General features: G+C 72.1%; 21 protein-coding genes. 16 read left to right on the top strand and 5 right to left on the bottom strand.

What is annotated here, in order from left to right:
• The first annotated feature begins 43 nt into the window (after window positions 1-43).
• The 5 genes from ACIQ6Y_RS11170 to ACIQ6Y_RS11150 all read left to right on the top strand — a co-directional run bounded on the left by ACIQ6Y_RS11170 (window position 44) and on the right by ACIQ6Y_RS11150 (window position 4725).
• Complete coding sequence (locus ACIQ6Y_RS11170) at window positions 44-1417, top strand: MFS transporter (RefSeq protein WP_404035664.1); 1374 nt, start codon at window positions 44-46, stop codon at window positions 1415-1417.
• Window positions 1418-1526: 109 nt separating this feature from the next.
• On the top strand, window positions 1527-2513 hold the full coding sequence (locus ACIQ6Y_RS11165; protein ID WP_404035662.1) for an EamA family transporter: 987 nt from the start codon (window positions 1527-1529) through the stop codon (window positions 2511-2513).
• A gap of 34 nt (window positions 2514-2547) precedes the next feature.
• Window positions 2548-3465 carry a DMT family transporter gene (locus ACIQ6Y_RS11160; RefSeq protein ID WP_404035659.1) on the top strand — a complete coding sequence of 306 codons (918 nt, stop codon included), beginning with the start codon at window positions 2548-2550 and terminating at the stop codon, window positions 3463-3465.
• A 15-nt stretch (window positions 3466-3480) separates the two neighbouring features.
• Window positions 3481-4380 carry a LysR family transcriptional regulator gene (locus ACIQ6Y_RS11155; RefSeq protein WP_404035656.1) on the top strand — a complete coding sequence of 300 codons (900 nt, stop codon included), beginning with the start codon at window positions 3481-3483 and terminating at the stop codon, window positions 4378-4380.
• Between the two features lie 132 nt (window positions 4381-4512).
• On the top strand, window positions 4513-4725 hold the full coding sequence (locus ACIQ6Y_RS11150) for a hypothetical protein (RefSeq protein WP_404035653.1): 213 nt from the start codon (window positions 4513-4515) through the stop codon (window positions 4723-4725).
• 47 nt (window positions 4726-4772) lie between these two features.
• Here the strand turns inward: ACIQ6Y_RS11150 and pepN are convergent, their stop codons facing one another.
• Entirely contained in the window at window positions 4773-7340 is a 2568-nt protein-coding gene (gene pepN / locus ACIQ6Y_RS11145) for an aminopeptidase N (protein ID WP_404035650.1), read from the bottom strand.
• Between the two features lie 214 nt (window positions 7341-7554).
• Here pepN and ACIQ6Y_RS11140 point away from each other — a divergent pair, with 214 nt between their 5' ends.
• The gene (locus ACIQ6Y_RS11140) at window positions 7555-8025 is read left to right on the top strand and encodes a DUF1203 domain-containing protein (protein WP_404035648.1); all 471 of its coding nucleotides are present in this window, start codon (window positions 7555-7557) and stop codon (window positions 8023-8025) included.
• Here ACIQ6Y_RS11140 and ACIQ6Y_RS11135 read toward each other — a convergent pair.
• Complete coding sequence (locus ACIQ6Y_RS11135; protein ID WP_404035645.1) at window positions 8022-9044, bottom strand: aspartate-semialdehyde dehydrogenase; 1023 nt, start codon at window positions 9042-9044, stop codon at window positions 8022-8024. The two genes, ACIQ6Y_RS11140 and ACIQ6Y_RS11135, sit on opposite strands and share 4 nt — an antisense overlap.
• Before the next feature lie 119 nt (window positions 9045-9163).
• Window positions 9164-11287: a TerD family protein gene (locus ACIQ6Y_RS11130; protein ID WP_404035642.1), complete on the bottom strand. Its 2124-nt coding sequence runs from the start codon at window positions 11285-11287 to the stop codon at window positions 9164-9166.
• A gap of 118 nt (window positions 11288-11405) precedes the next feature.
• On the opposite strand from ACIQ6Y_RS11130, the gene ACIQ6Y_RS11125 reads away from it, so the two are divergent.
• The 4 genes from ACIQ6Y_RS11125 to ACIQ6Y_RS11110 all read left to right on the top strand — a co-directional run bounded on the left by ACIQ6Y_RS11125 (window position 11406) and on the right by ACIQ6Y_RS11110 (window position 14031).
• Window positions 11406-11945 (top strand): RNA polymerase sigma factor, encoded by a 540-nt coding sequence (locus ACIQ6Y_RS11125; RefSeq protein WP_404035640.1) that lies wholly within the window; start codon window positions 11406-11408, stop codon window positions 11943-11945.
• Window position 11946: 1 nt separating this feature from the next.
• The gene (locus tag ACIQ6Y_RS11120; protein ID WP_404035637.1) at window positions 11947-12720 is read left to right on the top strand and encodes a hypothetical protein; all 774 of its coding nucleotides are present in this window, start codon (window positions 11947-11949) and stop codon (window positions 12718-12720) included.
• Window positions 12721-12823: 103 nt separating this feature from the next.
• Window positions 12824-13345, top strand: coding sequence for an RNA polymerase sigma factor (locus tag ACIQ6Y_RS11115; RefSeq protein ID WP_404035634.1), 522 nt, complete (start codon window positions 12824-12826; stop codon window positions 13343-13345).
• Between the two features lie 2 nt (window positions 13346-13347).
• Window positions 13348-14031, top strand: a complete 684-nt coding sequence (locus tag ACIQ6Y_RS11110; protein ID WP_404035631.1) for a hypothetical protein — start codon at window positions 13348-13350, stop codon at window positions 14029-14031.
• Between the two features lie 57 nt (window positions 14032-14088).
• On the opposite strand, the gene ACIQ6Y_RS11105 is transcribed toward ACIQ6Y_RS11110, so the two are convergent.
• Window positions 14089-17382, bottom strand: a complete 3294-nt coding sequence (locus ACIQ6Y_RS11105; protein WP_404035628.1) for a S8 family serine peptidase — start codon at window positions 17380-17382, stop codon at window positions 14089-14091.
• A gap of 321 nt (window positions 17383-17703) precedes the next feature.
• Here ACIQ6Y_RS11105 and ACIQ6Y_RS11100 point away from each other — a divergent pair, with 321 nt between their 5' ends.
• From ACIQ6Y_RS11100 to ACIQ6Y_RS11090, 3 genes are read left to right on the top strand one after another with little or no spacing between them, the layout of a single operon-like run.
• On the top strand, window positions 17704-18495 hold the full coding sequence (locus tag ACIQ6Y_RS11100) for a hypothetical protein (protein ID WP_404035625.1): 792 nt from the start codon (window positions 17704-17706) through the stop codon (window positions 18493-18495).
• Window positions 18496-18513: 18 nt separating this feature from the next.
• Complete coding sequence (locus ACIQ6Y_RS11095; protein ID WP_404035622.1) at window positions 18514-19038, top strand: hypothetical protein; 525 nt, start codon at window positions 18514-18516, stop codon at window positions 19036-19038.
• Window positions 19035-19415, top strand: a complete 381-nt coding sequence (locus ACIQ6Y_RS11090; protein WP_404035619.1) for a hypothetical protein — start codon at window positions 19035-19037, stop codon at window positions 19413-19415. Before ACIQ6Y_RS11095 ends, ACIQ6Y_RS11090 begins: the two co-directional genes overlap by 4 nt.
• A gap of 66 nt (window positions 19416-19481) precedes the next feature.
• On the opposite strand, the gene ACIQ6Y_RS11085 is transcribed toward ACIQ6Y_RS11090, so the two are convergent.
• Window positions 19482-20021, bottom strand: coding sequence for a CGNR zinc finger domain-containing protein (locus ACIQ6Y_RS11085; RefSeq protein ID WP_404035617.1), 540 nt, complete (start codon window positions 20019-20021; stop codon window positions 19482-19484).
• Between the two features lie 152 nt (window positions 20022-20173).
• Here ACIQ6Y_RS11085 and ACIQ6Y_RS11080 point away from each other — a divergent pair, with 152 nt between their 5' ends.
• The 3 genes from ACIQ6Y_RS11080 to ACIQ6Y_RS11070 are packed head-to-tail and all read left to right on the top strand — an operon-like array spanning window position 20174 to window position 22017.
• Complete coding sequence (locus ACIQ6Y_RS11080; RefSeq protein ID WP_404035614.1) at window positions 20174-20626, top strand: VOC family protein; 453 nt, start codon at window positions 20174-20176, stop codon at window positions 20624-20626.
• A gap of 35 nt (window positions 20627-20661) precedes the next feature.
• The gene (locus tag ACIQ6Y_RS11075) at window positions 20662-21549 is read left to right on the top strand and encodes a pyridoxamine 5'-phosphate oxidase family protein (protein ID WP_404035611.1); all 888 of its coding nucleotides are present in this window, start codon (window positions 20662-20664) and stop codon (window positions 21547-21549) included.
• A gap of 9 nt (window positions 21550-21558) precedes the next feature.
• The gene (locus tag ACIQ6Y_RS11070) at window positions 21559-22017 is read left to right on the top strand and encodes an NUDIX hydrolase (RefSeq protein ID WP_404035608.1); all 459 of its coding nucleotides are present in this window, start codon (window positions 21559-21561) and stop codon (window positions 22015-22017) included.
• Window positions 22018-22020 lie beyond the last annotated feature (3 nt).

Genomic DNA, 22020 nt, shown 5'->3' with positions numbered 1-22020 from the left:
AGCCGCTTCGGCGGTCGATCGAGGGTCACAGCAGGGGGACGTCATGCGCAAGAAGCACGAGCGCGTAGCAGGGCAGTGGGCGCTGCCCGTAGCGGCCGCCGTCAACGGCATCGGGACGGGCATGTACGTCCCCTTCACCCTGGTGTTCTTCCACTACGTCACCGGCCTCTCCTTCGCCGTCGTCGGCGCGGTCCTCACGGTCACCGGGCTCGCCGGACTCGGCGCGCTCCCGGCCGCCGGGGCGGCGATCGACCGGTACGGCGCCAAGCGGGTGCTGTACGTGCTGTACGGCGTGCGGGTGGTCGGCTTCGCCCTCTACCCCTTCGCCCAGTCCCTCTCCGCCTTCGCCGCGGTCGCACTGGTCACCGCGGCAGCCGACCGGGCCTTCCCGGCCGTCAACCAGTCGCTGATCGGCGAGGTGGCCAGGGGAGAGGGCCGTGACCGGCTCCAGGCGGCCACCCGCGCGCTGCAGAACGGCGGCAACGGCGCCGGCGCCCTGCTGGCCACCCTCGTCATCGCCCTCGCCGGTCCCGCCGGCTACACCTACGCCGCCTGGGGCAACGCCCTGTCCTTCGCGCTCGCCGCGCTGCTGGTGCGCCCGCTGAAGCCGGTGCGCTCCACCGAACCGGCCCCCGCACGCAGGCCCGGCGCCGGATACCGGCTCGTCCTCACCGACCGGCCCTTCCTGGTCCTCACCGGCGCCAACTTCCTCAACGCGCTCAGCTACTCCGCCCTGTCGGTGCTCTTCCCGCTCTTCATCGTGCAGTCGCTGAACGGCCCGGCCGTCCTCACCGGCTCCGCCTTCACCGTCAACACCGTGCTGTGCGCGGCCGCCGGGGTGTACGTCGGCTCCCGCGTCCGGCGGGCCGGGGCCCGGCGCACCCGGGCCGCGGGGCTGGGCGGGGCGCTGTTCGCCGCCGCGTTCGCCGCGAACATCGTGCTCGGCACGCTGCGGCCGCAGAACGACACCGTGCTGGGCACCGCCCTGCTGGTCGTGGTCGTCCTCTACACCCTGGGCGAGCTGATCCACAGCCCGGCCGCCGAGGTGCTCGCGGTGTCGGCGGCGCCCGAGGCGGTACGGGGCCGGTACATGGCGGCGTACCAGATGTCCTGGTCGCTGGCCAAGGCGGTCGCGCCCTCCCTGTTCACCACGCTGCTCGCCCTCGACGGCCGCGCCCCCTGGGCCGTCCTGATCGTCACCTCGGCCATCGCGGCCACCCTGCTGATCCGCGTCGAGCGGCGGCTGCCGGCCGAGGCGGTCCGGCCGGTGGCGGTGACGGTGGCGGTGGCTCGCGGCGCGGAGCCCGCCGAGGGGCACGTCGAGGCGGCCGAACCCACCGAGGCGGCCGAACCCACCAAGGCGGCCGAACCCACCAAGGCGGCCGGACCCACCGAGCCTGCCCGTCTCGCCGCCTAACTCTCAACGCTCCGCTCCAAACGAGCTCCTCGCTTCCCCAGCACCCCTCCGCTCCGCAAGAACCCCTCCACTCCGCAAAGAACCCCGTCGCTTCGAAAGGACTCCGGCCATGAAGCGCTCCGCCACCGTCCTGCTCACCGCCCTCGCCCCGATCTCCTGGGGCACCACCTACGCCGTCACCACCGAGTTCCTGCCGGCCGACCGGCCCCTGTTCACCGGCCTGATGCGGGCCCTGCCCGCCGGGCTGCTCCTGCTGGCCCTCGCCCGGGTGCTGCCGCGCGGCGCCTGGTGGTGGAAGGCGGGGGTGCTGGGCGCGCTGAACATCGGGGCGTTCTTCCCGCTGCTGTTCCTGTCGGCGTACCGGCTGCCCGGGGGCATGGCCGCGGTCGTCGGCTCGGCGGGCCCGCTGTTCGTGGTGGGGCTGTCGGCGGTGCTGCTCGGGCAACGAGCGACCCTGCGCTCGGTGCTCACCGGGATCGCGGCGGCGTTCGGCGTCAGCCTGGTGGTGCTGAAGGCGGCCGGGGCGCTGGACACCGTAGGGGTGCTGGCGGCCGTCGCGTCCACCGCGTCGATGTCCACCGGCACGGTCCTCACCAAGAGGTGGGGCCGGCCCGAGGGCGTGGGCCCGCTCGCGCTGACCGGCTGGCAGCTCACCGCGGGCGGCCTGCTCATCGCCCCGCTCGCCCTGCTGGTCGAGGGCGCCCCGCCCGCGCTGGACGCCCCGGCGATCGGCGGCTACCTCTACCTCGCGCTGGGCAACACGGCGGTGTCGTACTGGCTCTGGTTCCGTGGCATCGGCCGGCTCAGCGCCACGCAGGTCACCTTCCTCGGCCCGCTGTCTCCGCTGACCGCCGCGGTCGTCGGCTGGGTGGCGCTCGGGCAGACGCTCAGCCCGGTGCAACTGGTGGGGATGGGGCTGGCGTTCGGAGCGACGGTCTTCGGCCAGATCGGCGGACGGCCGGCACCGAAGGCCCGGAAGGCCCAGGAGGCACAGGAGGCCAAGGAGGGCCAGGAGGTCGAGGAATCGTTCAGTTCTACTGAAAAGAACGAACAGAAAGTTTCGATGGACGTGACAGGTCCGGCGCTGCGACGGTAGATCCCTCACCGATCACCGCGCAGAAAGGACCTCCGTGGCCCAAACGCTGAAGACCGCCACCACCACCCGTACGAGCCCGAGGACGGCCACCCCCGTCCTCGGGCTCGCTCTCGCTCTGCTGGCCACGGTCGTCTGGTCCGGCAGCTTCGTCACCTCCCGGGGCCTCGCCGACAGCGTGCCGCCGGTGCAGCACGCCTTCTGGCGCTGGGTGGTGGCACTCGCCGTGGTGGCACCCTTCGGCGCCCGGCAGGCCTGGCGGCAGCGGGCCCTGATCCGCCGCCACCTGCGCTTCGTCCTCCTGGCGTCCTTTCTCGGGGTCGCCCTCTACAACACGCTCGTCAACCAGGCGGGCCTGACCACCCCCGCCGCCAACATGGGCATGATCATGGCCGCGTCGCCGGTGCTGATGGCCGTGTACGAGCGCGCGGCGGGCGTACGTCTCGGAGCGCGCCGGGCGGCCGGGCTGCTGACGGCGTGCGCGGGGGTGCTGCTGCTGGTCGGCGGCGGGACGGGGGCGTCGTTCTCGGCGGGGGACGTCTGGATGGTCGCGGCGATGGCGAGCTTCGGCTCGTACAGCGCGCTGCTGCGCCGCCGCCCCGCCGAACTCACCGGTACGGCCTTCCTGTTCACGACCTTCTTCTTCGGCACCCTGATGCTGCTGCCCGTCCAGGCGGCGAGCTTCGCCCTCCAGGGCGGCTTCACCCCGACGCCCGGCACGGTCCTGCCCCTCCTCTACGTGGGCATCGCCTCCTCGGCCGTGGCCTTCTTCGCCTGGAACCGGGCGATCGCGCTGGTCGGCCCGTCCCGCGCGGGGGTCGTCTACTACCTCCAGCCGGTCTGTGTGGCCCTGCTGTCCTGGGTGCTGCTCGACGAGCCGACGGGCTGGGCGCAGGCGGGGTGCATGGCGCTGATCCTGGGCGGGGTGGTGCTGGGCGCGGGCGCGCGGCGGTGACGTAGGTTGCGGGCCATGGCCGAGTGGGACATCCGGAAACTGCACATCCTGCGCACCCTGCGGGAGGAGGGCACCGTCACGGCCACGGCCGAGGCCCTGCGGATGACCCCGTCGGCGGTCTCCCAGCAACTGACCAACCTGTCCAGGCAACTCGGCGTCCCCCTGCTGGAGGCCCACGGCCGCCGGGTCCGGCTCACCGACGCGGCCCGGCTGGTACTCCGTCACGCGGAGGCGGTCTTCGAGCAACTGGAACGCGCCGACGCCGCGTTGGCCGCGTACACCCAGGGCGAGGCCGGCGAGGTCCGGGTCGGCGCCTTCGCCACGGCCGTACCGGCCCTGGTGGTCCCGGCCGTACGGGCACTGCGCGCGGCGCACCCCGGCGTGACGGTCCGGGTCCGCGAGACGGAGGCGGCCGAGGCCTACGACCTGCTGGCCGCGGGCGAGGTCGACCTCGCCCTGTCCCTGGCGGCCCACGCCCCCACCACCCAGGACCCCCGCTTCGACCTCCACCCCCTGCTCGCCGACCCCCTGGACGTGGCCCTTCCCCCCGACCACCCCCTGGCCGACGCCGACCCCCTCCACCTCCGCGACCTCGCCGCCGAACCCTGGATCTTCGGCGGCAGCGGCCCCTGGTCCGACATCACCCGCACAGCCTGCGAGTCCGCCGGCTTCACCCCCCACCAGGCCCACTCGGCAACCGGCTGGACCGCGATCCTCGCCATGGTCGAGGCCGGCATGGGCGTCGCCCTCGTCCCCCGCCTGGCCGCCGTCCACCGCGAGGGCGTCACCATGCGCGAACTCACCGCCGACTGCCCGGTCCGCCACATCCTGACCGCGGTCCGCCGAGGCGCGTCGGAGACCCCGGCGGTGTCCCGCGTACTGGAGGCCCTGCGGACGGCGGCCGGGGCCGACTGACACCTCTCGAAGAGTGAATGTGTGTGGTTGACACTGATGTTCACCCGCATGACCCTTGGCGCAAGCTCGTGACAGGGCTTTTGCTCCGGCAAGTCCGATGCGTCGTAGGCGATTTGGGTGAGGGGTGCCCGCATGGCCGAGGAGATCGGCATTCGCTCACTGATGCGCCGCGCGCTCGCCCCCGTCGACCCGGCCACCGCCGACGCGCTCGGCGACCTCGTCCGCGAGTGGTGCCAGGAGCTGGAGAAGGCCTACGCACCCCGCTGGGTGCCTGTCTCCGCCCAGACCGGGCTGCATGTGCGCACGATGCTCGACATCGGTCGGCGGGTCTGCGCACAAACCTGAGGGGCGCCCGCAGCAGTTCGTACCACTGCGGGCGCCCCGAAAAGGACCTACGCGGCGTCCGCCGCCTGGGCCTTCAGCGCCCGCTCGACGCCCGCGCGGGACTCCGAGATCAGGCGGCGCAGGGCCGCGCCCGGCTCGGCGGAGGCCAGCCAGGCGTCCGTGCGGTCCAGGGTGTCCTGGGAGACCTGGACCGTCGGGTAGAGGCCGACGGCGATCTGCTGGGCCATCTCGTGGGAGCGGGAGTCCCAGACGTCCTTGACCGCGGCGAAGAACTTCTCCGTGTACGGGGCGAGGAGTTCACGCTGGTCGGTCTGGACGAAGCCGCCGATCACGGCCTCCTGGAGAGCGTTGGGCAGCTTGTCGGACTCCACGACCGACGCCCAGGCCTCCGCCTTGGCTTCCGCGGTCGGACGCGCGGCGCGCGCGGTCGCGGCGTGACGCTCACCGGCCGCCGTCCGGTCGCGCTCGTACTCGGCCGCGATCTCCGTCTCGTCGAACCGGCCGACCGCCGCGAGCCGCTGTACGAACGCCCAGCGCAGCTCGGTGTCCACGGCCAGGCCCTCGATCGTCTCGGAGCCGTCCAGCAGGGCCTCCAGCAGGTCCAGCTGCTCCGGAGTACGGGCCGTCGCCGCGAAGGCACGCGCCCAGGCCAGCTGGTGGTCGCCACCCGGCTCCGCGGAGCGCAGGTGCGCCAGCGTGGCGTCGGTCCAGCGGGTGAGCAGCGTCTCGCGGGCGGCCGGGTCGGCGTACAGGTCGATCGCCAGCTTGACCTGCCGCTGGAGCGACTGCACCAGGCCGATGTCCGACTCCTTGCCGATGCCGGACAGCACGAGCGAGAGGTAGTCGCGGGTGGGCAGCTCCGCGTCCCGCGTCATGTCCCAGGCCGAGGCCCAGCACAGGGCGCGCGGCAGCGACGCCTCGAAGTCGCCGAGGTGCTCGGTGACGACCGCGAGGGACTTCTCGTCCAGGCGGACCTTGGCGTACGACAGGTCGTCGTCGTTGAGCAGCACCACGTCCGGGCGGGCCCGGCCGGTCAGCTGCTCGACGGCCGTCAGCTCGCCGTCCACGTCCAGCTCGATGCGCTCGGTGCGCACCAGCTTGCCCGTCGCCGCGTCGACGTCGTACAGGCCGACGGCGATGCGGTGCGGGCGCAGCACCGGCTCGCCCTTGGCGCCCGCCGGCAGCGCGGGGGCCTCCTGGCGGATGCCGAAGGAGGTGATCACGCCCTGGGCGTCCAGCTCGATCTCCGGGCGCAGGATGTTGATGCCGGCCGTCTCCAGCCACTTCTTCGACCAGGTCTTCAGGTCGCGCCCGGAGGTCTCCTCCAGCGCGCCCAGCAGGTCGGACAGCCGGGTGTTGCCGAAGGCGTGCCGCTTGAAGTAGGCCTGCACGCCGCGGAAGAACTCGTCCTCACCGACGTACGCCACCAGCTGCTTGAGGACGGAGGCGCCCTTGGCGTACGTGATGCCGTCGAAGTTGACGAGCACGTCGTCCAGGTCGCGGATGTCCGCCATGATCGGGTGCGTGGAGGGCAGCTGGTCCTGCCGGTACGCCCAGGTCTTCATCGAGTTGGCGAACGTGGTCCACGAGTGCGGCCAGCGGGAGCCGGGGGCCGCCGCCTGGCACGCGATCGACGTGTACGTGGCGAACGACTCGTTCAGCCACAGGTCGTTCCACCACTCCATGGTGACCAGGTCGCCGAACCACATGTGGGCCAGCTCGTGCAGGATGGTCTCGGCCCGCACCTCGTACGACGCGTCCGTCACCTTCGAGCGGAACACGTACTGGTCGCGGATGGTCACCGCGCCCGCGTTCTCCATCGCGCCCGCGTTGAACTCCGGCACGAACAGCTGGTCGTACTTGGCGAACGGGTAGTCGTAGTCGAACTTCTCCTGGAACCACTCGAAGCCCTGCCGGGTCACCTCGAAGATGGCGTCCGAGTCCAGGAACTCGGCCAGCGAGGGACGGCAGTAGATGCCCAGCGGCACGGACTGGCCGTCCTTCTCGTACACGCTGTGCACCGAGTGGTACGGGCCCACGATCAGCGCCGTGATGTACGTCGAGATCCGCGGCGTCGGCTCGAAGACCCAGACGTTGTCCTTGGGCTCCGGGGTCGGCGAGTTGGAGATGACGGTCCAGCCCTCGGGCGCCTTCACGGTGAACTGGAAGGTCGCCTTCAGGTCCGGCTGCTCGAACGACGCGAACACCCGCCGGGCGTCCGGCACCTCGAACTGGGTGTACAGGTAGGCCTGGTCGTCGACCGGGTCGACGAACCGGTGCAGGCCCTCACCGGTGTTGGTGTACGCGCAGTCCGCGACCACGCGCAGGATGTTGCGGCCCTGGAGCAGGCCGGGCAGGGCGATCCGCGAGTCCGCGAAGACCTCGGCCGGGTCCAGCGCGTCGCCGTTGAGGGTCACCTCGTGGACGGCCGGCGCGACCAGGTCGATGAAGGACTCGGCGCCGCCCCGGGCGACGTCGAAGCGCACCGTGGTCACAGACCGATAGGTGCCGCCCTCCTGCGCGCCGGAGAGGTCGAGATCGACCTCGTACGAGTCAACGGTGAGCAGCTCCGCCCGCTGCTGCGCCTCTTCGCGAGTCAGGTTTGTGCCAGGCACGCGGTCATCTCCTCGGTCCACCTCGATGTGTCGGTCCGGCCATCCTTCCATGTGAATGTCCCGGTCCGGGGTGGTCGACGGCCGTCACGGGCGACCCGAGGGGAAACCCTCTGCCCCCGCCCCTGCGGCCCGAACCGTCCGCCCCCGACCGGTTGCGGAACGCCACGTCCGGAATCCGCCGGTGCCCGGCTCGTCGCGCGGCGACGCTGGAAGCATGACGACATACATCGCACGAGCGATCGAGCCGGCGGTCCTGAAGGAACTGCGCGCCGCCGACGACCAGGGGCGCGAGCCGGTCCCCGTGACGGACGAGGAGGGCGGCGCCCCGCTGCGCTGCTGCCTGCGCCACAGCCGGCCGGGCGAGCGGATCGCCCTGGTCTCGTACGCCCCGCTGCGCCGCTGGGCGGCCCGGACCGGCGCGCGCCCCGGGCCGTACGACGAGCAGGGCCCGGTCTTCGTCCACGCCGACGACTGCGCCGGGCCCGAGGGCGGGGAGCTGCCCTTCACCAACGCCCACCGGGTGCTGCGGCGCTACTCCGCCGACGGGCACATCCTCGGCGGGGAGCTCGTGGAGAGCGGCTTCGAGGAAGCCCTCGCAAAAGCGTTCGACGACCCGGCCGTGGCGCTGGTCCACGTCCGGGCCGTCGAGTACGGCTGCTTCTATTACGAGGTGCGCAGGCCCTAGCGCGCGGCCTTCAGCTCCTCGGCGACCAGCTCCGCGATCTGCACCGCGTTCAGCGCGGCGCCCTTGCGGAGGTTGTCGTTGGAGATGAACAGGGCGAGGCCGTTGTCGACGGTCTCGTCCTTGCGGATGCGGCCGACGTACGACGGGTCCTTGCCGGCCGCCTGGAGCGGGGTGGGGATGTCGGTGACGACCACGCCGGGGGCGTCCGCGAGCAGCTCGGTGGCGCGCTCGGGGCTGATCGGACGGGCGAAGCGGGCGTTGACCTGGAGGGAGTGGCCGGCGAAGACCGGGACGCGCACACAGGTGCCGGAGACCTTCAGCTCGGGGATCTCCAGGATCTTGCGGGACTCGTTGCGGAGCTTCTGCTCCTCGTCGGTCTCGTTCAGGCCGTCGTCGACGATGCTGCCGGCGAGGGGCAGCACGTTGAAGGCGATGGGGCGCTTGTAGACGGCGGGCTCCGGGAAGTCCACGGCCTCGCCGTCGTGGGTGAGCTTGTCGGCGTCGGCGATCACCTTCTGCGCCTGGCCGTGCAGCTCGGCGACGCCCGCGAGACCGGAGCCGGAGACGGCCTGGTAGGTGGCGACGACCAGCGCCTGAAGGCCGGCCTCCGCGTGCAGCGGGCGCAGCACGGGCATGGCGGCCATGGTGGTGCAGTTCGGGTTGGCGATGATGCCCTTGGGGCGGTTCGCGATCGCGTGCGGGTTGACCTCGGAGACCACCAGCGGGACCTCGGGGTCCTTGCGCCAGGCGGAGGAGTTGTCGATCACGACGGCGCCCTGGGAGGCGACCTTCTCGGCGAGGGCCTTGGAGGTCGCGCCGCCCGCGGAGAACAGCACGATGTCCAGGCCGGTGTAGTCGGCCGTGGCCGCGTCCTCGACCGTCACGTCGTCCAGGACCGTCCCCGCGGAGCGGGCCGAGGCGAACAGGCGCAGCTCGTCGACCGGGAAGTTCCGCTCGGCCAGGATCCTGCGCATGACCGTGCCGACCTGGCCGGTGGCTCCGACGATTCCTACCTTCACGGGGACTCCTCTGCGTGACGTACCTGTGCGTGCCCGGACGGCCGGGACCCTTCCATGATGCGGGGGACCCCGGCGTCCGTGTCCAATCGTTTGCCCGAGGAGTGGACGATCACTCCTGGTCAGCCGCGCCGCTCCAGCCCCCACTCGCCGAAACCGCGGACCTGGAGGAATCCGCTCGGGACCCGGTGCGCACCGCGGGATCTTCCGATATGACGCACAGGGAACAGGTTTTCGTCCAGCTCGAAGAGGTGGATCAGGTCGGGCAGCATGTCGTAGTCGTGGGTGAGCAGCATCTCGGTCTCGGGCCCGGTGTGACGTACGACTCCGAATCCGCGGCCCGTCACCCGCTTGGTCCGCCCGCCGATCTCGGGGGCCTCGTCGAGCGGCACGGGCTCGACACGCCAGCCGACCTTGTCACCGGCCTGGACGCGTACGAAGCACGAGCCTTCCGGGGCGACCCAGAGGGGGCCGACGACGGGACGGCGGCGGGTGTCGGTGTCGGCGATGAGGGTGCGCTGGCCCCGCGGGTGGTTCAGCGCGTGCGCCGCCAGATGGCCGGCCTCCTCGGTCGTCCGGGACAGGGTGAGCAGCGTGGGCGGGCCCTGGTAGCGCAGCAGGGCGCTGCCGGTGCCCTCCAGGGGGCCCTTGAGCAGGGGCGCCTCCTCGATGGGCAGCAGCCGCAGCCGCCACTTGCCCGCGCGGCGGATCTGCAGGGTGCGCTGCTGCCGGCCCGTGGTGAACAGCGCATCGCTGCCGCGCTCGCCCTGCCGGAAGCCGTTGAGCCACTCGCCGTCGCAATCGCCGTACTCGTCGAGCAGGGTCACCGTGTGGCCCTGGTCGTCGGCGTTGCGGATGTCGTACTCCAGCAGGGCCGGGTGGCCGGGGCGCGGGTTGACCAGGGTGACCGTGGTGTCCCGGCGTCCCTTGTAGACGCTGTCGGCGGGGGCGGCCGAGCCGTCGAGGACGGGGATGGGGGCGGCCCTGAGCCGCCAGTCGCCCTCGCCGTTGGTCACGGCGACGAACACCGGGCCGCGCGGGAGCGGCGCGGTCTTGTCGACCCGGCCGATCTCGTTGAAGAGCAGGCGGCTGTTGTGGAGGGCGGTCAGCCGGTCGGGCTCGTGGCTTTCCACACAGAACAGCTCGGAGTTCCTGCCGCCGTCGAACCACCCCTCGAGGTCGGCCGCGGGTCCGTCCCAGCGCAGCACCTCCGGGCCGGTGCCGCGCACCTCCTCACCGGTGGCGAGCGGACGCGCCGCGGACAGCGGCCGTACGGTGATCTTCCACGCTCCCTCGAACTGCACACGCAGCCGCAGCCGGCGGTCCTCCGGCACCACGGCCAGGCTCCGGCCGAGGTAGGGGGACAGGGCGCTGTTGTGGACGAGGCGGTCCGGCTTCTTCTCGGCGTCGAGGGTGTCGACGCAGAACAGGCCCTCGCCGTCGTGCTCGCCTTCCACGATCACCGGGCCCGCGGGCAGTTTCACAGAGATCTCGCGGTCACCGCGGCCGCTGCGGGTCCAGGGGCGGAACTCCGGTCCGAAGGGCCCGGCGGACTTCGAACCGTTCGCGCCCCGCACCGCGGGCACGGGGGGTGCGGCAGGTGCGCCGGACGAGGCAGACGCGGCGGGTGCCGACGGGGTCGGCGCCGGTGTCGTCCCGGCCGGCGGTCCCGCCACCTTCGACACCCCGGTGTTCACGACCGGCCCCCGGGGCACCGCCGGCTGCGCCACCTCGATGCCGAAGTCCGTGGCAAGACCCGCAAGCCCCGAGTCGTAGCCCTGGCCCACCGCGCGGAAGCGCCACGCGCCGTCGCGCCGGTAGAACTCGCCGAGCACGAAGGCCGTCTCGGTGGAGGCGTCGGCCACCTCGTAGTGCACGGCGATCGTGCCGTCGTACGCCACCACCTGGAGGTAGAGCCCCGGTACCTGCCCGAAGGTGCCCCCGTCGCAGGACCCGGCGATCACCACGCGCTGGACGGACGCCTCGACGTTCGGCAGGTCCAGCTCCAGCCACTCGGCGAACTGGCCGTCGGCCCGGCCGACTCCGGCGTGACGCACCGCGCCGGAGGGGTGAAGGGGCTGGTTGTGGAAGACGAGGTCGGCGTCGCCCCGTACCCGGCCCGTGGCGTCGAGGAGCAGCGCCGAGGCGTCCACGGACGGCGTGCCCGGGACGGCCGCGCGGCCGACCGCCACCCGCAACGGACCAGCGGGGACAGGGGCGTTGGCGCCTTTGGTGATGTGCGTCATGAGGCACATGCTGACAGTGGAGAAGGTGTGAAGGAAAGATCGACGAGGAGATTCCGGAAACCGGGCCGAACGTTTTTGCCCCCACCCGCGTCATAGAGGAAACGCGGCGAGGAGAGGGGTGGCTGTGCTGCGCAGAAAGGCCCGCCGCGGCCAGGGGGCGGACCACGCTGTGGACGACCCGCTGGACGCGGCGCAGGAACGCCGGGTGCGGGCGGTGCTCGCGCTCGGCGGGGTGCCGCAGACGGACCTGATGGACGGGGTGCAACAGGTCCGTCTGCGGCTGCTGGAGCGGGCCGCGAGCGGACGCGAGGCCCCGCGGGACGTGTCGGCGTGGGCGGCCGTGGTCGCCTCCAACCTCGCCATGGACTGGCACCGCGCCAAGCGCCGCCAGGAGCGGCTCGGCGAACGGCTGGCCTCCCTGCGGCAGCACGAGCACCCCTCGGGCGAGGACACCAGCGTGCTGTCCCTCGCCGTCGCCCAGGGCCTGGACGAACTGCCCGACGCCCAGCGCCAGGTGCTGATCCTGCGCTTCTACGCCGATCTGCCGGTGCGCGGCATCGCCGAGGAGCTCGGCATCCCCGAGGGCACCGTCAAGAGCAGGCTGCACACGGCGGTCCGGGCCCTGCGCTCCCGGCTGCACGAGGACGAGGTGGTGTGACGTGACCGTCGAACACGACGGCTACGACGGCTCGGAGGACTTCGGGGGAGACGGAGCAGGCTCCGACCCGCTGATGGCCGTCATCACCGGCGAACCCCTGCCCGACGAGGCCCGCACGGACGCCGCGTTCATGGCCGAGCACCGCGCCGCCGAGGCCGATGTGGCGCTGCTGCGCGAGCAGTTGGGCCTCCTCGGCCACGCCCTCGGAGAACCGGAACCGGAACGGGAGCCGGAGCCCGCACCGGCTCCTGCCCGTGTCCCCGTCCGCCGGCGCCGCCCCTTCGTCCTCGCGTTCCGGGCCGTCTCGGTCGCCTGTGCCGTGGGCGTGTTCTCCCTGCTGGGCTGGCTCGTGGTGTCGTCCGTGCCCGGTGGCGCGAACGACACCGGCGGCAGCGCCGACAGCAAGGCCGCCGCCGGTCAGAAGTCCGGTGGCAACGAGGCGGCGGACATGTCCGCCCCCGGCTACGTCGCCTGCGCCCGGCTCATCGCCGAGGGCGACGTCACGGCCGTGGAACCCGTCCCGGGCGCCGCGCAGGACCGCATCACCCTGCGCGTCACCCGCCACCTCAAGCCCGGCCGCGGACCCGCCGAGGTCAGCTTCCCGATGGACCACGACGTGGACCCCCGTCTGCGCACCGGCGACCATGTCCTGATCAGCATCCCGAAGGGCGCCGCCATGCCGGACATCTGGAGCGTCGGCGCCCAGGAGGTGGCCGAGACCAGGGCCTGGATCACGGACGCGCTGCCGGAGTCCGGCACGATCCCGTGCGAGTGACGGTTTTCGTGCGCGTGACGCTCCCGGGTGAGTGACGGGGACGGGAATCGAACGATCCGTGCTGCTCCCGCGTCATAGGAGAAACACGATCGAGAGGAACGCAGTGCCGACGAGGAGTCATCGGGACGCGGACACCGACCTGCTGGACGCGGTGCAGGCGGACCGGGTCCGCGCCGTGCTGGCCCTCGGCGGGGTTCCCCAGGACGACCTCCAGGACGGCCTCCAGCAGGTGCGGCTGCGGCTGCTGGAGCGCCGGGCGCGCGGGGAGGACCCGCCACGGGACGTCGGGGCCTGGGCCGCGGCCGTGGCGTCGAACCTCGCCGTGGACTGGCACCGCAGCAAGCACCGGCAGGAACGGGTCAGCGAGCGGCTCACCCTGCTGAGCACGCCGGACACCCAGGTCGCCGACGGCCCGGAGAACGGCCTGCTGGCCCTCGCGGTCGCCGAGGGCCTCGACGCGCTGCCCGCCGCACAGCGGCAGGTGCTGATCCTGCGCTACTACGCCGATCTGTCGGTGCCGCAGATCGCCGAGCAGCTCGGCGTCCCCCTGGGCACGGTCAAGAGCAGGCTGTACGCGGCGGCGCAGTTCCTGCGCAGGCGCCTGTGCGTGGAAGAGACGGTGTGAGGGTGCGAGAGGACCGAGAGTACGGGCACGACGAGCTGATGGCCGTCCTGCTGGGCGAGCCGGCCCCCGAGGCGGGCGGGGAGTCCGCCGACCGGCACGCGGCCGCCGAGCGGGACATGGACGTCGTACGCGAGCAGTTGCGGTGGATCGGGGACGGGCTGGTCCGCAAGGCCGCCGAGGCACAACGCCCCGAGCCCGAGCCCGAGCCGGAGCCCGCGCCCGCTTCGCGCAGGCGGCGCCGGACGGGGTTCTATCTCCTCGCCGCGTCCGTGGCGGTCGCGCTGCTGGGCACCGGGACGGCGTATCTCGTGGCGCACAACGGCAGCGTGGACGGGGGCTCCGAGGCGCTGCTCACCGACGAGGGGCTCGTCGCCTGCTCCCGTCAGATCGCCGAGGGCACGGTCGCGGAGGTCGAACCGCTGGGCGCGGGCGAGCGGTTCAGGATCGTCCTTGACGTGGAGCGGTCGTACAAGCCCCGGCCGGGCGAGCCGCGGCTGGTGTTCACCGACCGGGGGCCCGGCGTGCCGGAGTACTACAAGCCAGGGACGCGCATGCTGGTCCTCGTCTCCGGCATCGAGGGCGAGCCGCCGCAGACCTACCCGGCGGACGCCCTCGACCAGGGGCGGCGGATGGTGGAGCGGGCCCTGCCGGGCGCGGCGGACCTCGGCTGCACCGGCGCCGGCTGACGAGAAAGGGCGGGCGCCCTTATGGACGCCCGCCCCTCTACTGCCGTACACGCGGTGTTACGGCGTGACCTTCTCGATCCTCACCTGGCCGAGGCCCGCGACCGTGCCGCGCGCGTTGACCAGGGAGACCTGGCCGAAGAACGCGCGACCCTCGGGTGCGGGAGCGGCGGCGGTGACGGTGCCCGTGACGGTCGCCGAGGCGCCCGTGCCGAGCTTGACCGGGGTCGTGTCGTCCACCGAGACCGAGCCGAGCGCGGCGGAGTAGAACACGTCCAGGTAGTCGTACGCGGTGGAGCCGGCCGGGACCGCGTAGCCGTCGACCTCGATGCGGTAGGTGCCGGCCGCCGGGTTCTTGATGGAGACGGCCTCCTCCGAGTCGCCGTCGGCGGAGCTGGCGACCTTGGTGCCGGCCGCGTTGTACACGGCCAGGTCCAGGTCGGCGGCCGCGTCGGAGACGTTGCCGATGGCGACGTCCAGGGACGTGGCGCCCGCGGGCACCTCGACCGTGGTGGTCTGCAGCTCACCCTGCTTGATCGTCGGGCGGGTGCTCTTCGACGAGCCCAGCGGGCCGCCGACCAGCTTGCCGTCGATCGCGGCGAGGTTGTTCGTCACCTTCCAGGAGGCGGCGACCGGCGTGCCGACCTTGGCCTCGGGCAGGACGACGGTCTCCGGGTCGAAGACCGCGCCGAGGACGGAGACGTCCAGCGTGAACGGGTTGTCCAGCAGCGGCGACGTACGGCGCGACTCGACCTCGATCTCCCAGACGCCCGGCTGCGGGTCGGCGTAGGAGCGGACGTCGGGGCGGCAGCCGTTGCCGTTGTTGTAGTTGTTGTAGCAGTTGGGGGTGCCGGTCGGGTCGGACGGGACACCGTAGGGGTGGATGGCGATGAAGCGGGTCTGGCTCTTGTCGGCGAGGCCGCCGATCGCGACCTCCAGCGACTTCGCGCCCTCGGGCACGGTCACGAAGTACGACTTGTGGGCGTTGCGCTGCACGGAGGAGGACGCCGAGTAGGTGTACTTCAGCGGCGCCGAGACCACGACCGTGGACAGGATCTGCTTGTCGACGCCCTCGGTGCGCGGGTCGTCGAGCTCCAGGATCGCGCTCTTGAGACCGGCGGAGCGGGGAGCGGCCTGGACCTTGACGGTGACCGGCTGGTTCAGCGGCAGGCTGATCTCGTCGGAGCCGACGATGCGGAAGGTGCGGTCGGCGTTGTTCTCGAAGTGCAGCTCGTGCCGGATCGCGCGGTCGGCGCCCGTCGTACGGGTCAGGGTGATCTCGTACGTCTTCTTCTGACCGGCCTTCAGGCCGCCCTCACGGTCGTACAGGCCAGTGCCGAAGCCCGGGGTCTTCAGGAACTGGTCGATCGCGGTGTCGACCGGCGCCTTGACCGAGTACTCGTGGGCGCCGGCGTCGTCCAGGATCGCGTCCCAGGCGTCGCCGATGTTGATCAGGCCCGCGCCCTCGGCGTACGCCTGCACGCCCGGGATGTGGTCCGCGGTCGAGGTCAGCGCGGTGCGCAGGGTCGCCGGGGTCAGCTCGATGCCCTTGCGCCTGGCGGCGGACAGCAGCAGCGCGGAGGCGCCGGCGGCCTGCGGGGAGGCCATCGAGGTGCCCTGGAGCATGGAGTAGCCGGGCGGGAGCTCGTAGCCCGCCTCGGGCACCGGGCCGCCGGGCAGCCAGGTCTGCGTGGTGTTGATCGAGGCGCCCGGGGCGACCAGGGTCGGCGTGAAGCCGCCGTCCTCACGCGGGCCGCGCGAGGAGAAGGGCAGCATCGCGTACTCGGTCTCCACGGCGGAGCCGTAGTTGGCCGCCCAGGTCTCCTTGGAGATGGACGCGCCGACGGAGATGACCTTGTCGGCGAGACCGGGGTCGCCGATGGTGTTCGCGCCGGGGCCGGAGTTGCCCGCGGAGATCACCAGCTGGACGCCGTAGGTGTCGATCAGGCGGGTGTACAGCTCGGCGCGCGCGTTGTTGCCGTCGTTCAGCGCCGGCAGACCGCCGATGGACATGTTGACAATGTCGACGCCGCGCTGGGTGACGAGGTCGATCATGCCCTCGGTGAGCGCGACGTTGGTGCAGCCGCCGCTCCAGGTGCAGGCGCGCGAGGAGACGATCTTGGCGCCGGGGGCGGCGCCGTTCATCTTCCCGCCGAACAGGCCGTTGGCGGAGGTGATGCCCGCGACGTGGGTGCCGTGCTCGGACTCGATGACGCCGATGTTGACGTAGTCGGCCTTGGCGCCGGAGGCGTTGTAGACGACGTCCTTGCGGACCTCGACGACGAACGGGATGCGCTCGGCGACCGGGGTCGCCGGGTCGTCGGTGCCGAAGTACGAGACCTGGAAGCCGTCCTTGTACGGCTTCATCGCCGTCTCGTCGGTGAAGTCCAGGTCGTCGTCGAGGTCGACGCGCACGGTGCCCGCGGCCGCGTCGTACAGCACGCCCCAGACGTCGGTCTTGTCCCCGTCGCGGTTGAGGTCGCCCGCCATGTCGCCGCCGGTGGTGGCGGACTCGGAGAAGTAGTTGAACCGGTAGGCGCCCTCGGGGGCCTTGAAGGTCTCCGTGCCCAGCGCGGCCGTGGTGATCGAGAACGACGGGCCGGCGACCGAGGTGGTCATCCGGCGCCAGGTGAGGTCGCCGTCGTTGACCGGATCGGTCGAAGTGACCCAGTCGACGATCTTGCGCTCGCCGGTCGTGGTCTTCTGCAGCGCCGGGTGGCCGAGGTCCACGCCGGAGTCGAGGATGCCGATGGTGACGCCCCGGCCGTCCGCCTTGGGGTGGTCCTCGACGAAGTCGACCGCGCCCGTCTCGAAGGACGGGTTGTACGGGTTCTCGGCGGGGGTGCTGCGGCCGGGCGCGGGGTAGGACCCGGCGGCCGTGCCCGCGCTCTGCCGGGAGCCCGACGGAGCCGGGTCGTCCAGCGCGATCTCCTGGCGCAGGTCGATGCCGTGCACGGAGGAGAGCTTGGCGGCGGCCGCGATCGCCGCCTCCGCCCTGTCGGTGGGGACGGTGGCCCGGACGTAGCCGAGCTTGTCGAAGGTACGGCCGACCAGGCCGCCCTCGACCGCGTCCAGCTGCTCGGCGACCTGCTCGGTCTGGCCGGGCGCGGTCGCGACCATCATGGTGACGGTCTTGTCGCCGTCGGCCTGGGCCTCGGCGAGCAGATCGGCGTCGTCGGAGCCCAGCTTGGCATGGGCGGACTTCACACCGGGGTCGGCCGCGGCCGAGCCGCCCTCGTCGGCGAAGGCCAGAGGGACGGGCGCGCACAGAGCGGCCACCAGGCCCGCGGCGACAGCGATGCGCGCGGTGCGTCTGGTGGCCGATATGGATTCGCGCTGGGGGTGGTTGGTCATCGGCATCCCTTGCACGTAAAGGAACGAGGAGTCCGGATTGCGCACCCGGACGATCGCTCAGCCTTACGCAAGAGACAGCCCCTTGGGGAGAGTTGACCGAACCGAAATGGATGTGTGGGGAAAACCCGCTATGCACCTTGCGGCGGTTGGTCCCCGTAACGTCGCTTTGTGCCCGGGTGTCCCGGCCGTGCGCGCGGCGCCGCGGCGCCCTCACCCGCATATATCTTGCCGTGCACGCGTCAACACCCGTACGCTGCGCCGTCAGTTGATCTTGATGTCGTCGGGTGGGTCGGAGGGTTGGCGCAGATGCCGGAATTGCGCGTGCGCACATGGAGAATATGGGCCGCGGCACTGGTGACGGTGGCCGTGGCGGGCGGGGTGGCGGGCACGATGGCCCTGCAGTCGCCCACGGCTGCCGAGGCCAGGAGCCTGGACAAGGAGCCGGAAGTCGTCGCGCACGCGGTGGAGTCCGTGGTGTTCGACAGCGTCGGGCAGATGGCCGTGACCTCGACCGCCGTGGTGCGGGCGAAGGTGACCGCGGCCAAGCCGGGGCGCATCGTCGGCGCCGAGGAGACCGCGGAGCCCGGCGAGGAGAGCGCGGCCACCCAGGCCCGTGATGTCACGCTCCAGGTCACCGAGGCCTATTCGCGCAACAACTGGTACAAGTTCCCCAACCCCATCACCGTCGAGGAATGGGGCTGGGACGCCAGTGGCGACGGTTACCAGGTCAACAATTACTCCTGGAGCGAGGTCGGCAAGGAATACCTGTACTTCCTCACGCCGACGAGCGACCCGCTGCGCTGGAACGTGATCTCCACCGAGGGCCGCGCCGCGATCGACGAGTGGGGCTACTTCCACTCCTCCGCGGAGCCCGGCTCCGACATGGCGGTCAGCATCGAGAACTACGACGTCTACTCGCTGCCGTTCTACCTCCGGTCGATCTACGACACGAAGAACCCGCCCGAGGACATGCCGACCCCGGCCGACATGCCGGACGCCCCGCCCAGCGGCTACGAGAGCGGCGGCATCGCGACGCCGACCGCCGAGCCCACCGACCTCGGCACCAACGACGGTTCCGAGCCCACGCCGTACCCGTCCCCGACCGCGAGCTGACGCACCATGGGAGAGAAGATGCCACGTCTGACACGCGCGCCCTGGCTGGCTGTCGCGGGAGTGCTGCTGGCCTCCCTGTCCTCGCCGGCCCACGCCGGCCACGACGACAGCGGGTTCGACCCGGACAACCGCAGCCAGGCCGTCAAGGGCTTCAACCTGACCGTGAAGGGTCAGGGGGCCATGGAGTGGGGCAAGCAGCAGCTCGAACGCAGTGTCATCAGCACCTCCTGGGGCGGCGGTGACCTGGAGGTCCACGACTACAAGACCACCGGCGTGGACTGGGCGGCGCAGACCCGCTGCAAGGACTGGAACGCGCTGTGGACGTCCTGCGACGTCTTCACCATCCAGTTCAACACCGCGATGTACCACAGCGACTGGGAGTGGCTCGTCATGGGCTGCCACGAGTTCGGCCACACCGGCGACCTCGGTCACCGCTCGAAGAGCAACGACACGGACAACAACTCCTGCATGCGCAGCTCGGTCGACACCGCCTACTACAAGTTCGACACCCACGACCTGAACGCGATCCAGGCGGGCACGTGAACCGGCGCACCGGACTGCGGGTGGGCGTCGCCGCGGTCGTCGCCGTCCTCGGCGTGGGCTTCCTGGGCTACCAGTGGGCGACGGCGGACGAGTTCGCCGACGCCCACGCCCAGCGGTCCTTCTGCGAGGCGGCGAGTCCGCTGGACCTGGCGAGCGGCCACGAGCTGACGCTCCACGAGAAGGAGCACATCCTCGAGGACGCCCGCGCGTTCGCCCCGGACGGCGTCCGCGGCGACTTCGACACGCTGCTCGACTGGTACGAGCACTTCCACCCCGAGGACGAGGAGGACGCCCGCGAGGCGAGCTTCACGGTGGGGGAGTTCATCGAGCGCAGCTGCGAGGACATCAACATCGGCGGGATCCGGGCCAAGGACTGACCCGGGCAGGTGAAGGACCGGACAGGGCGGACCCTCTCAGGGGGTCCGCCCTTTCGCATGCCCGGCTCAGTCCTCGTCGCGGGCCTTCGCGTAGTGCCGGGACGCCTTCGCGCGGTTGCCGCACACCGCCATCCGGCACCAGCGGCGGGTGCCGTTGCGTGAGGTGTCGAAGAAGTGCAGCACGCAGTTCTCGTGCGCGCAGGCGCGGATGCGGTCCGGGGCGGTGGTGAGCAGCTCCAGGTAGTTGCGGGCGGCGAGCCAGGCCGGCCCCCAGGCGGGGTCGGCGAACTCGGGCTGCTCGCCGGGCCCGTCCGCGGTGAGCACAGGCCGGATGCGCCCGTGCGCGAGCACCGCGTCCACGGCGTTCGCGCCCTCGGCGAGCGAGCCGTCCACCGCCGCCCGCAGCGCGTCCCGGGCCCGCAGCGTGTGCCGCAGGGTCTCCTCGTCGGCGGCGAACCGGCCGTCGAGCCCGTTCGCGCCGAGCCACACCGCGAGCCCCTCGGGGCCGGTCAGCAGGTCCTGAAGGACCCCCTCGCGCATCCAGTTGGTGTTCAGCAGATCCAGAGCGAGCGGCTCGCCGGTCAGGGGGCGGGGGTCGGCGGTCATCTCGGGGGCTCCCTTCGCGCTAACCGGTCAAGAGTACGTGACCGGTTGCACTTCTCGATTCTAACCACTAACGTCATGAACACCGGTTAGTCGCTCGGTCATCCCGGCCGGGTGGCACCGGAACGTCACACGTCAGCCGAAGGGGAACAGCCATGACCGCCACCACCCTGCGCACCGGCCACATCGGCCTGAACGTCACCGACCTGGACCGCTCGCTCGCCTTCTACCGGGACGTCCTGGGCTTCACCGTCCTCGGCGAGGGCAAGGAGGACGACCGCCGCTACGCCTTCCTCGGCGACGGCGAGAAGCTGCTGGTCACCCTCTGGCAGCAGGCCGGCGAGCCCTTCGACGGCGGCCGCGCCGGACTGCACCACCTCGCCTTCGAGGCGGAGTCCATCGACCGGGTCCGGGAGTACGAGACGGCCCTGAAGGAGTACGGCGTCGCGTTCGCGTACGACGGTGTGGTCGCCCACCGCGAGGGCTCCGCCTCGGGCGGCATCTTCTTCCACGACCCGGACGGCACCCGCCTGGAGATCTCCGTGCCGACCGGCGCCGAGGAGGCGCCCGCACCGGTCGAGTCGGCCCCGACCTGCGGCTTCTTCTAAACCCCGACAAAGACACGCAGCCACGGGGAGGAACCATGACCGTCTACCACGCGGGTTCGCGCACCCTCCAGGACCGCCTGGGGGTGCGCGACCTCGCCGACCACGTCGGCCGCTCCATCGGCCCCGGCATCAAGCCGGTCGCCGCGGCCTTCCTGGAGCTCCAGCCGCTGCTGATCGCGGGCGCCGCCGACCCGGCGACCGGCGCGGTCTGGGCCTCCCCGCTGACCGGCCCGCCGGGCTTCGTCCGGGCCACCGGCCCGCACGCCGTCTCCGTGGCGGGCGGACCGGGCCCGGACGACCCCCTGGCGACGGCCCTCACCACTCCCGGCACCCCGGTCGGCACCCTCGCCCTCGACCCGCGCACCCGCCGCCGTATGCGCCTGAACGGCGTGGCCCGCCCGTCCGCGCGGGGCCTGGCGATCGACGCCGACCGGGTCTTCGCCAACTGCCCCAAGTACCTGCAGAAGAGAGAGTCGTACGAGCTGCTGCCCGACCGCACCCCGGGCCCGGCCCGTCACGGCACCGAACTGACCGCGGCGCAGCAGGCGTTCGTGAGCAGGGCCGACACCTTCTTCCTGGCCAGCGTGTACGAGGGCGGCGCCGACGCCAGCCACCGCGGCGGCAACCCCGGCTTCGTCGAGGTCGTCTCCCCGCGCGAACTGGCCTGGCGGGACTACCCGGGCAACTCCATGTTCCTCAGCCTCGGCAACCTCACCGCCGACCCCCGCGCCGGCCTGCTCTTCCTGGACTGGACGGACGGCACCGCACTCCAGCTCACCGGAGAGGCCCGCACCGACATCGCCGCCGACGGCGAACGCACGGTCCGCTTCACGCCGAAGGAGGTGATCGAGACACCCGCGGCCGTGCCGCTGCGCTGGTCCGCGCCCGCATACTCACCTGCCAATCCGGCCGAGGCGCGTTAACTTCCCTGGATGCGCAGGAAATTGAGGGTGGCGGCCTACGCCGTGTGCGTGACCGACGGACAGCTTCTGCTGGCCCGCTCCGCGGACGACGAGGGCGTCCCCGAGTGGGTGCTGCCCGGCGGCGGCATGGAGCACGGCGAGGATCCGTACGACACCGTCCGCCGGGAGGTGACCGAGGAGACCGGCTACCGCATCGAGGTCACCGGCCTCCTCGGCATCCACTCCAACCGTTTCGCCCGGCCCCGCCGCGGCCTGCGCCGCGCGGTCGACCACCACGGCGTACGCCTCCTGTACGAGGGCCGCGTCACCGGCGGCGAACTGCGCCCCGAGATCGGGGGCTCCACCGATCTCGCCGCCTGGCACGACCTCGACGCACTGCCCGGCCTGCGCCGGGTTGCCCTCGTCGACATCGCCCTGAGACTGTGGCGCGAACGGCCCGCCGGGGGCCGGGCGTCAAAGAAGGGCTGAAAT

This window comes from Streptomyces sp. NPDC096205, from assembly GCF_044763135.1.
Taxonomy (GTDB): Bacteria; Actinomycetota; Actinomycetes; order Streptomycetales; family Streptomycetaceae; genus Streptomyces.
Note: the sequence above shows the minus strand (reverse complement) of the source record. Positions and strands in the feature narration are given on the sequence as shown.

What these genes read in the sequence shown, in the direction of transcription:
- ACIQ6Y_RS11170 (WP_404035664.1), top strand. Translation starts at nt 44, where the DNA reads ATGCGCAAGAAGCACGAGCGCGTAGCAGGGCAGTGGGCGCTGCCCGTA.
- ACIQ6Y_RS11165 (WP_404035662.1), top strand. Translation starts at nt 1,527, where the DNA reads ATGAAGCGCTCCGCCACCGTCCTGCTCACCGCCCTCGCCCCGATCTCC.
- ACIQ6Y_RS11155 (WP_404035656.1), top strand. Translation starts at nt 3,481, where the DNA reads ATGGCCGAGTGGGACATCCGGAAACTGCACATCCTGCGCACCCTGCGG.
- ACIQ6Y_RS11150 (WP_404035653.1), top strand. Translation starts at nt 4,513, where the DNA reads ATGGCCGAGGAGATCGGCATTCGCTCACTGATGCGCCGCGCGCTCGCC.
- ACIQ6Y_RS11140 (WP_404035648.1), top strand. Translation starts at nt 7,555, where the DNA reads ATGACGACATACATCGCACGAGCGATCGAGCCGGCGGTCCTGAAGGAA.
- ACIQ6Y_RS11130 (WP_404035642.1), bottom strand. Translation starts at nt 11,287, where the DNA reads ATGACGCACATCACCAAAGGCGCCAACGCCCCTGTCCCCGCTGGTCCG.
- ACIQ6Y_RS11105 (WP_404035628.1), bottom strand. Translation starts at nt 17,382, where the DNA reads ATGACCAACCACCCCCAGCGCGAATCCATATCGGCCACCAGACGCACC.
- ACIQ6Y_RS11095 (WP_404035622.1), top strand. Translation starts at nt 18,514, where the DNA reads ATGCCACGTCTGACACGCGCGCCCTGGCTGGCTGTCGCGGGAGTGCTG.
- ACIQ6Y_RS11085 (WP_404035617.1), bottom strand. Translation starts at nt 20,021, where the DNA reads ATGACCGCCGACCCCCGCCCCCTGACCGGCGAGCCGCTCGCTCTGGAT.
- ACIQ6Y_RS11080 (WP_404035614.1), top strand. Translation starts at nt 20,174, where the DNA reads ATGACCGCCACCACCCTGCGCACCGGCCACATCGGCCTGAACGTCACC.
- ACIQ6Y_RS11075 (WP_404035611.1), top strand. Translation starts at nt 20,662, where the DNA reads ATGACCGTCTACCACGCGGGTTCGCGCACCCTCCAGGACCGCCTGGGG.
- ACIQ6Y_RS11070 (WP_404035608.1), top strand. Translation starts at nt 21,559, where the DNA reads ATGCGCAGGAAATTGAGGGTGGCGGCCTACGCCGTGTGCGTGACCGAC.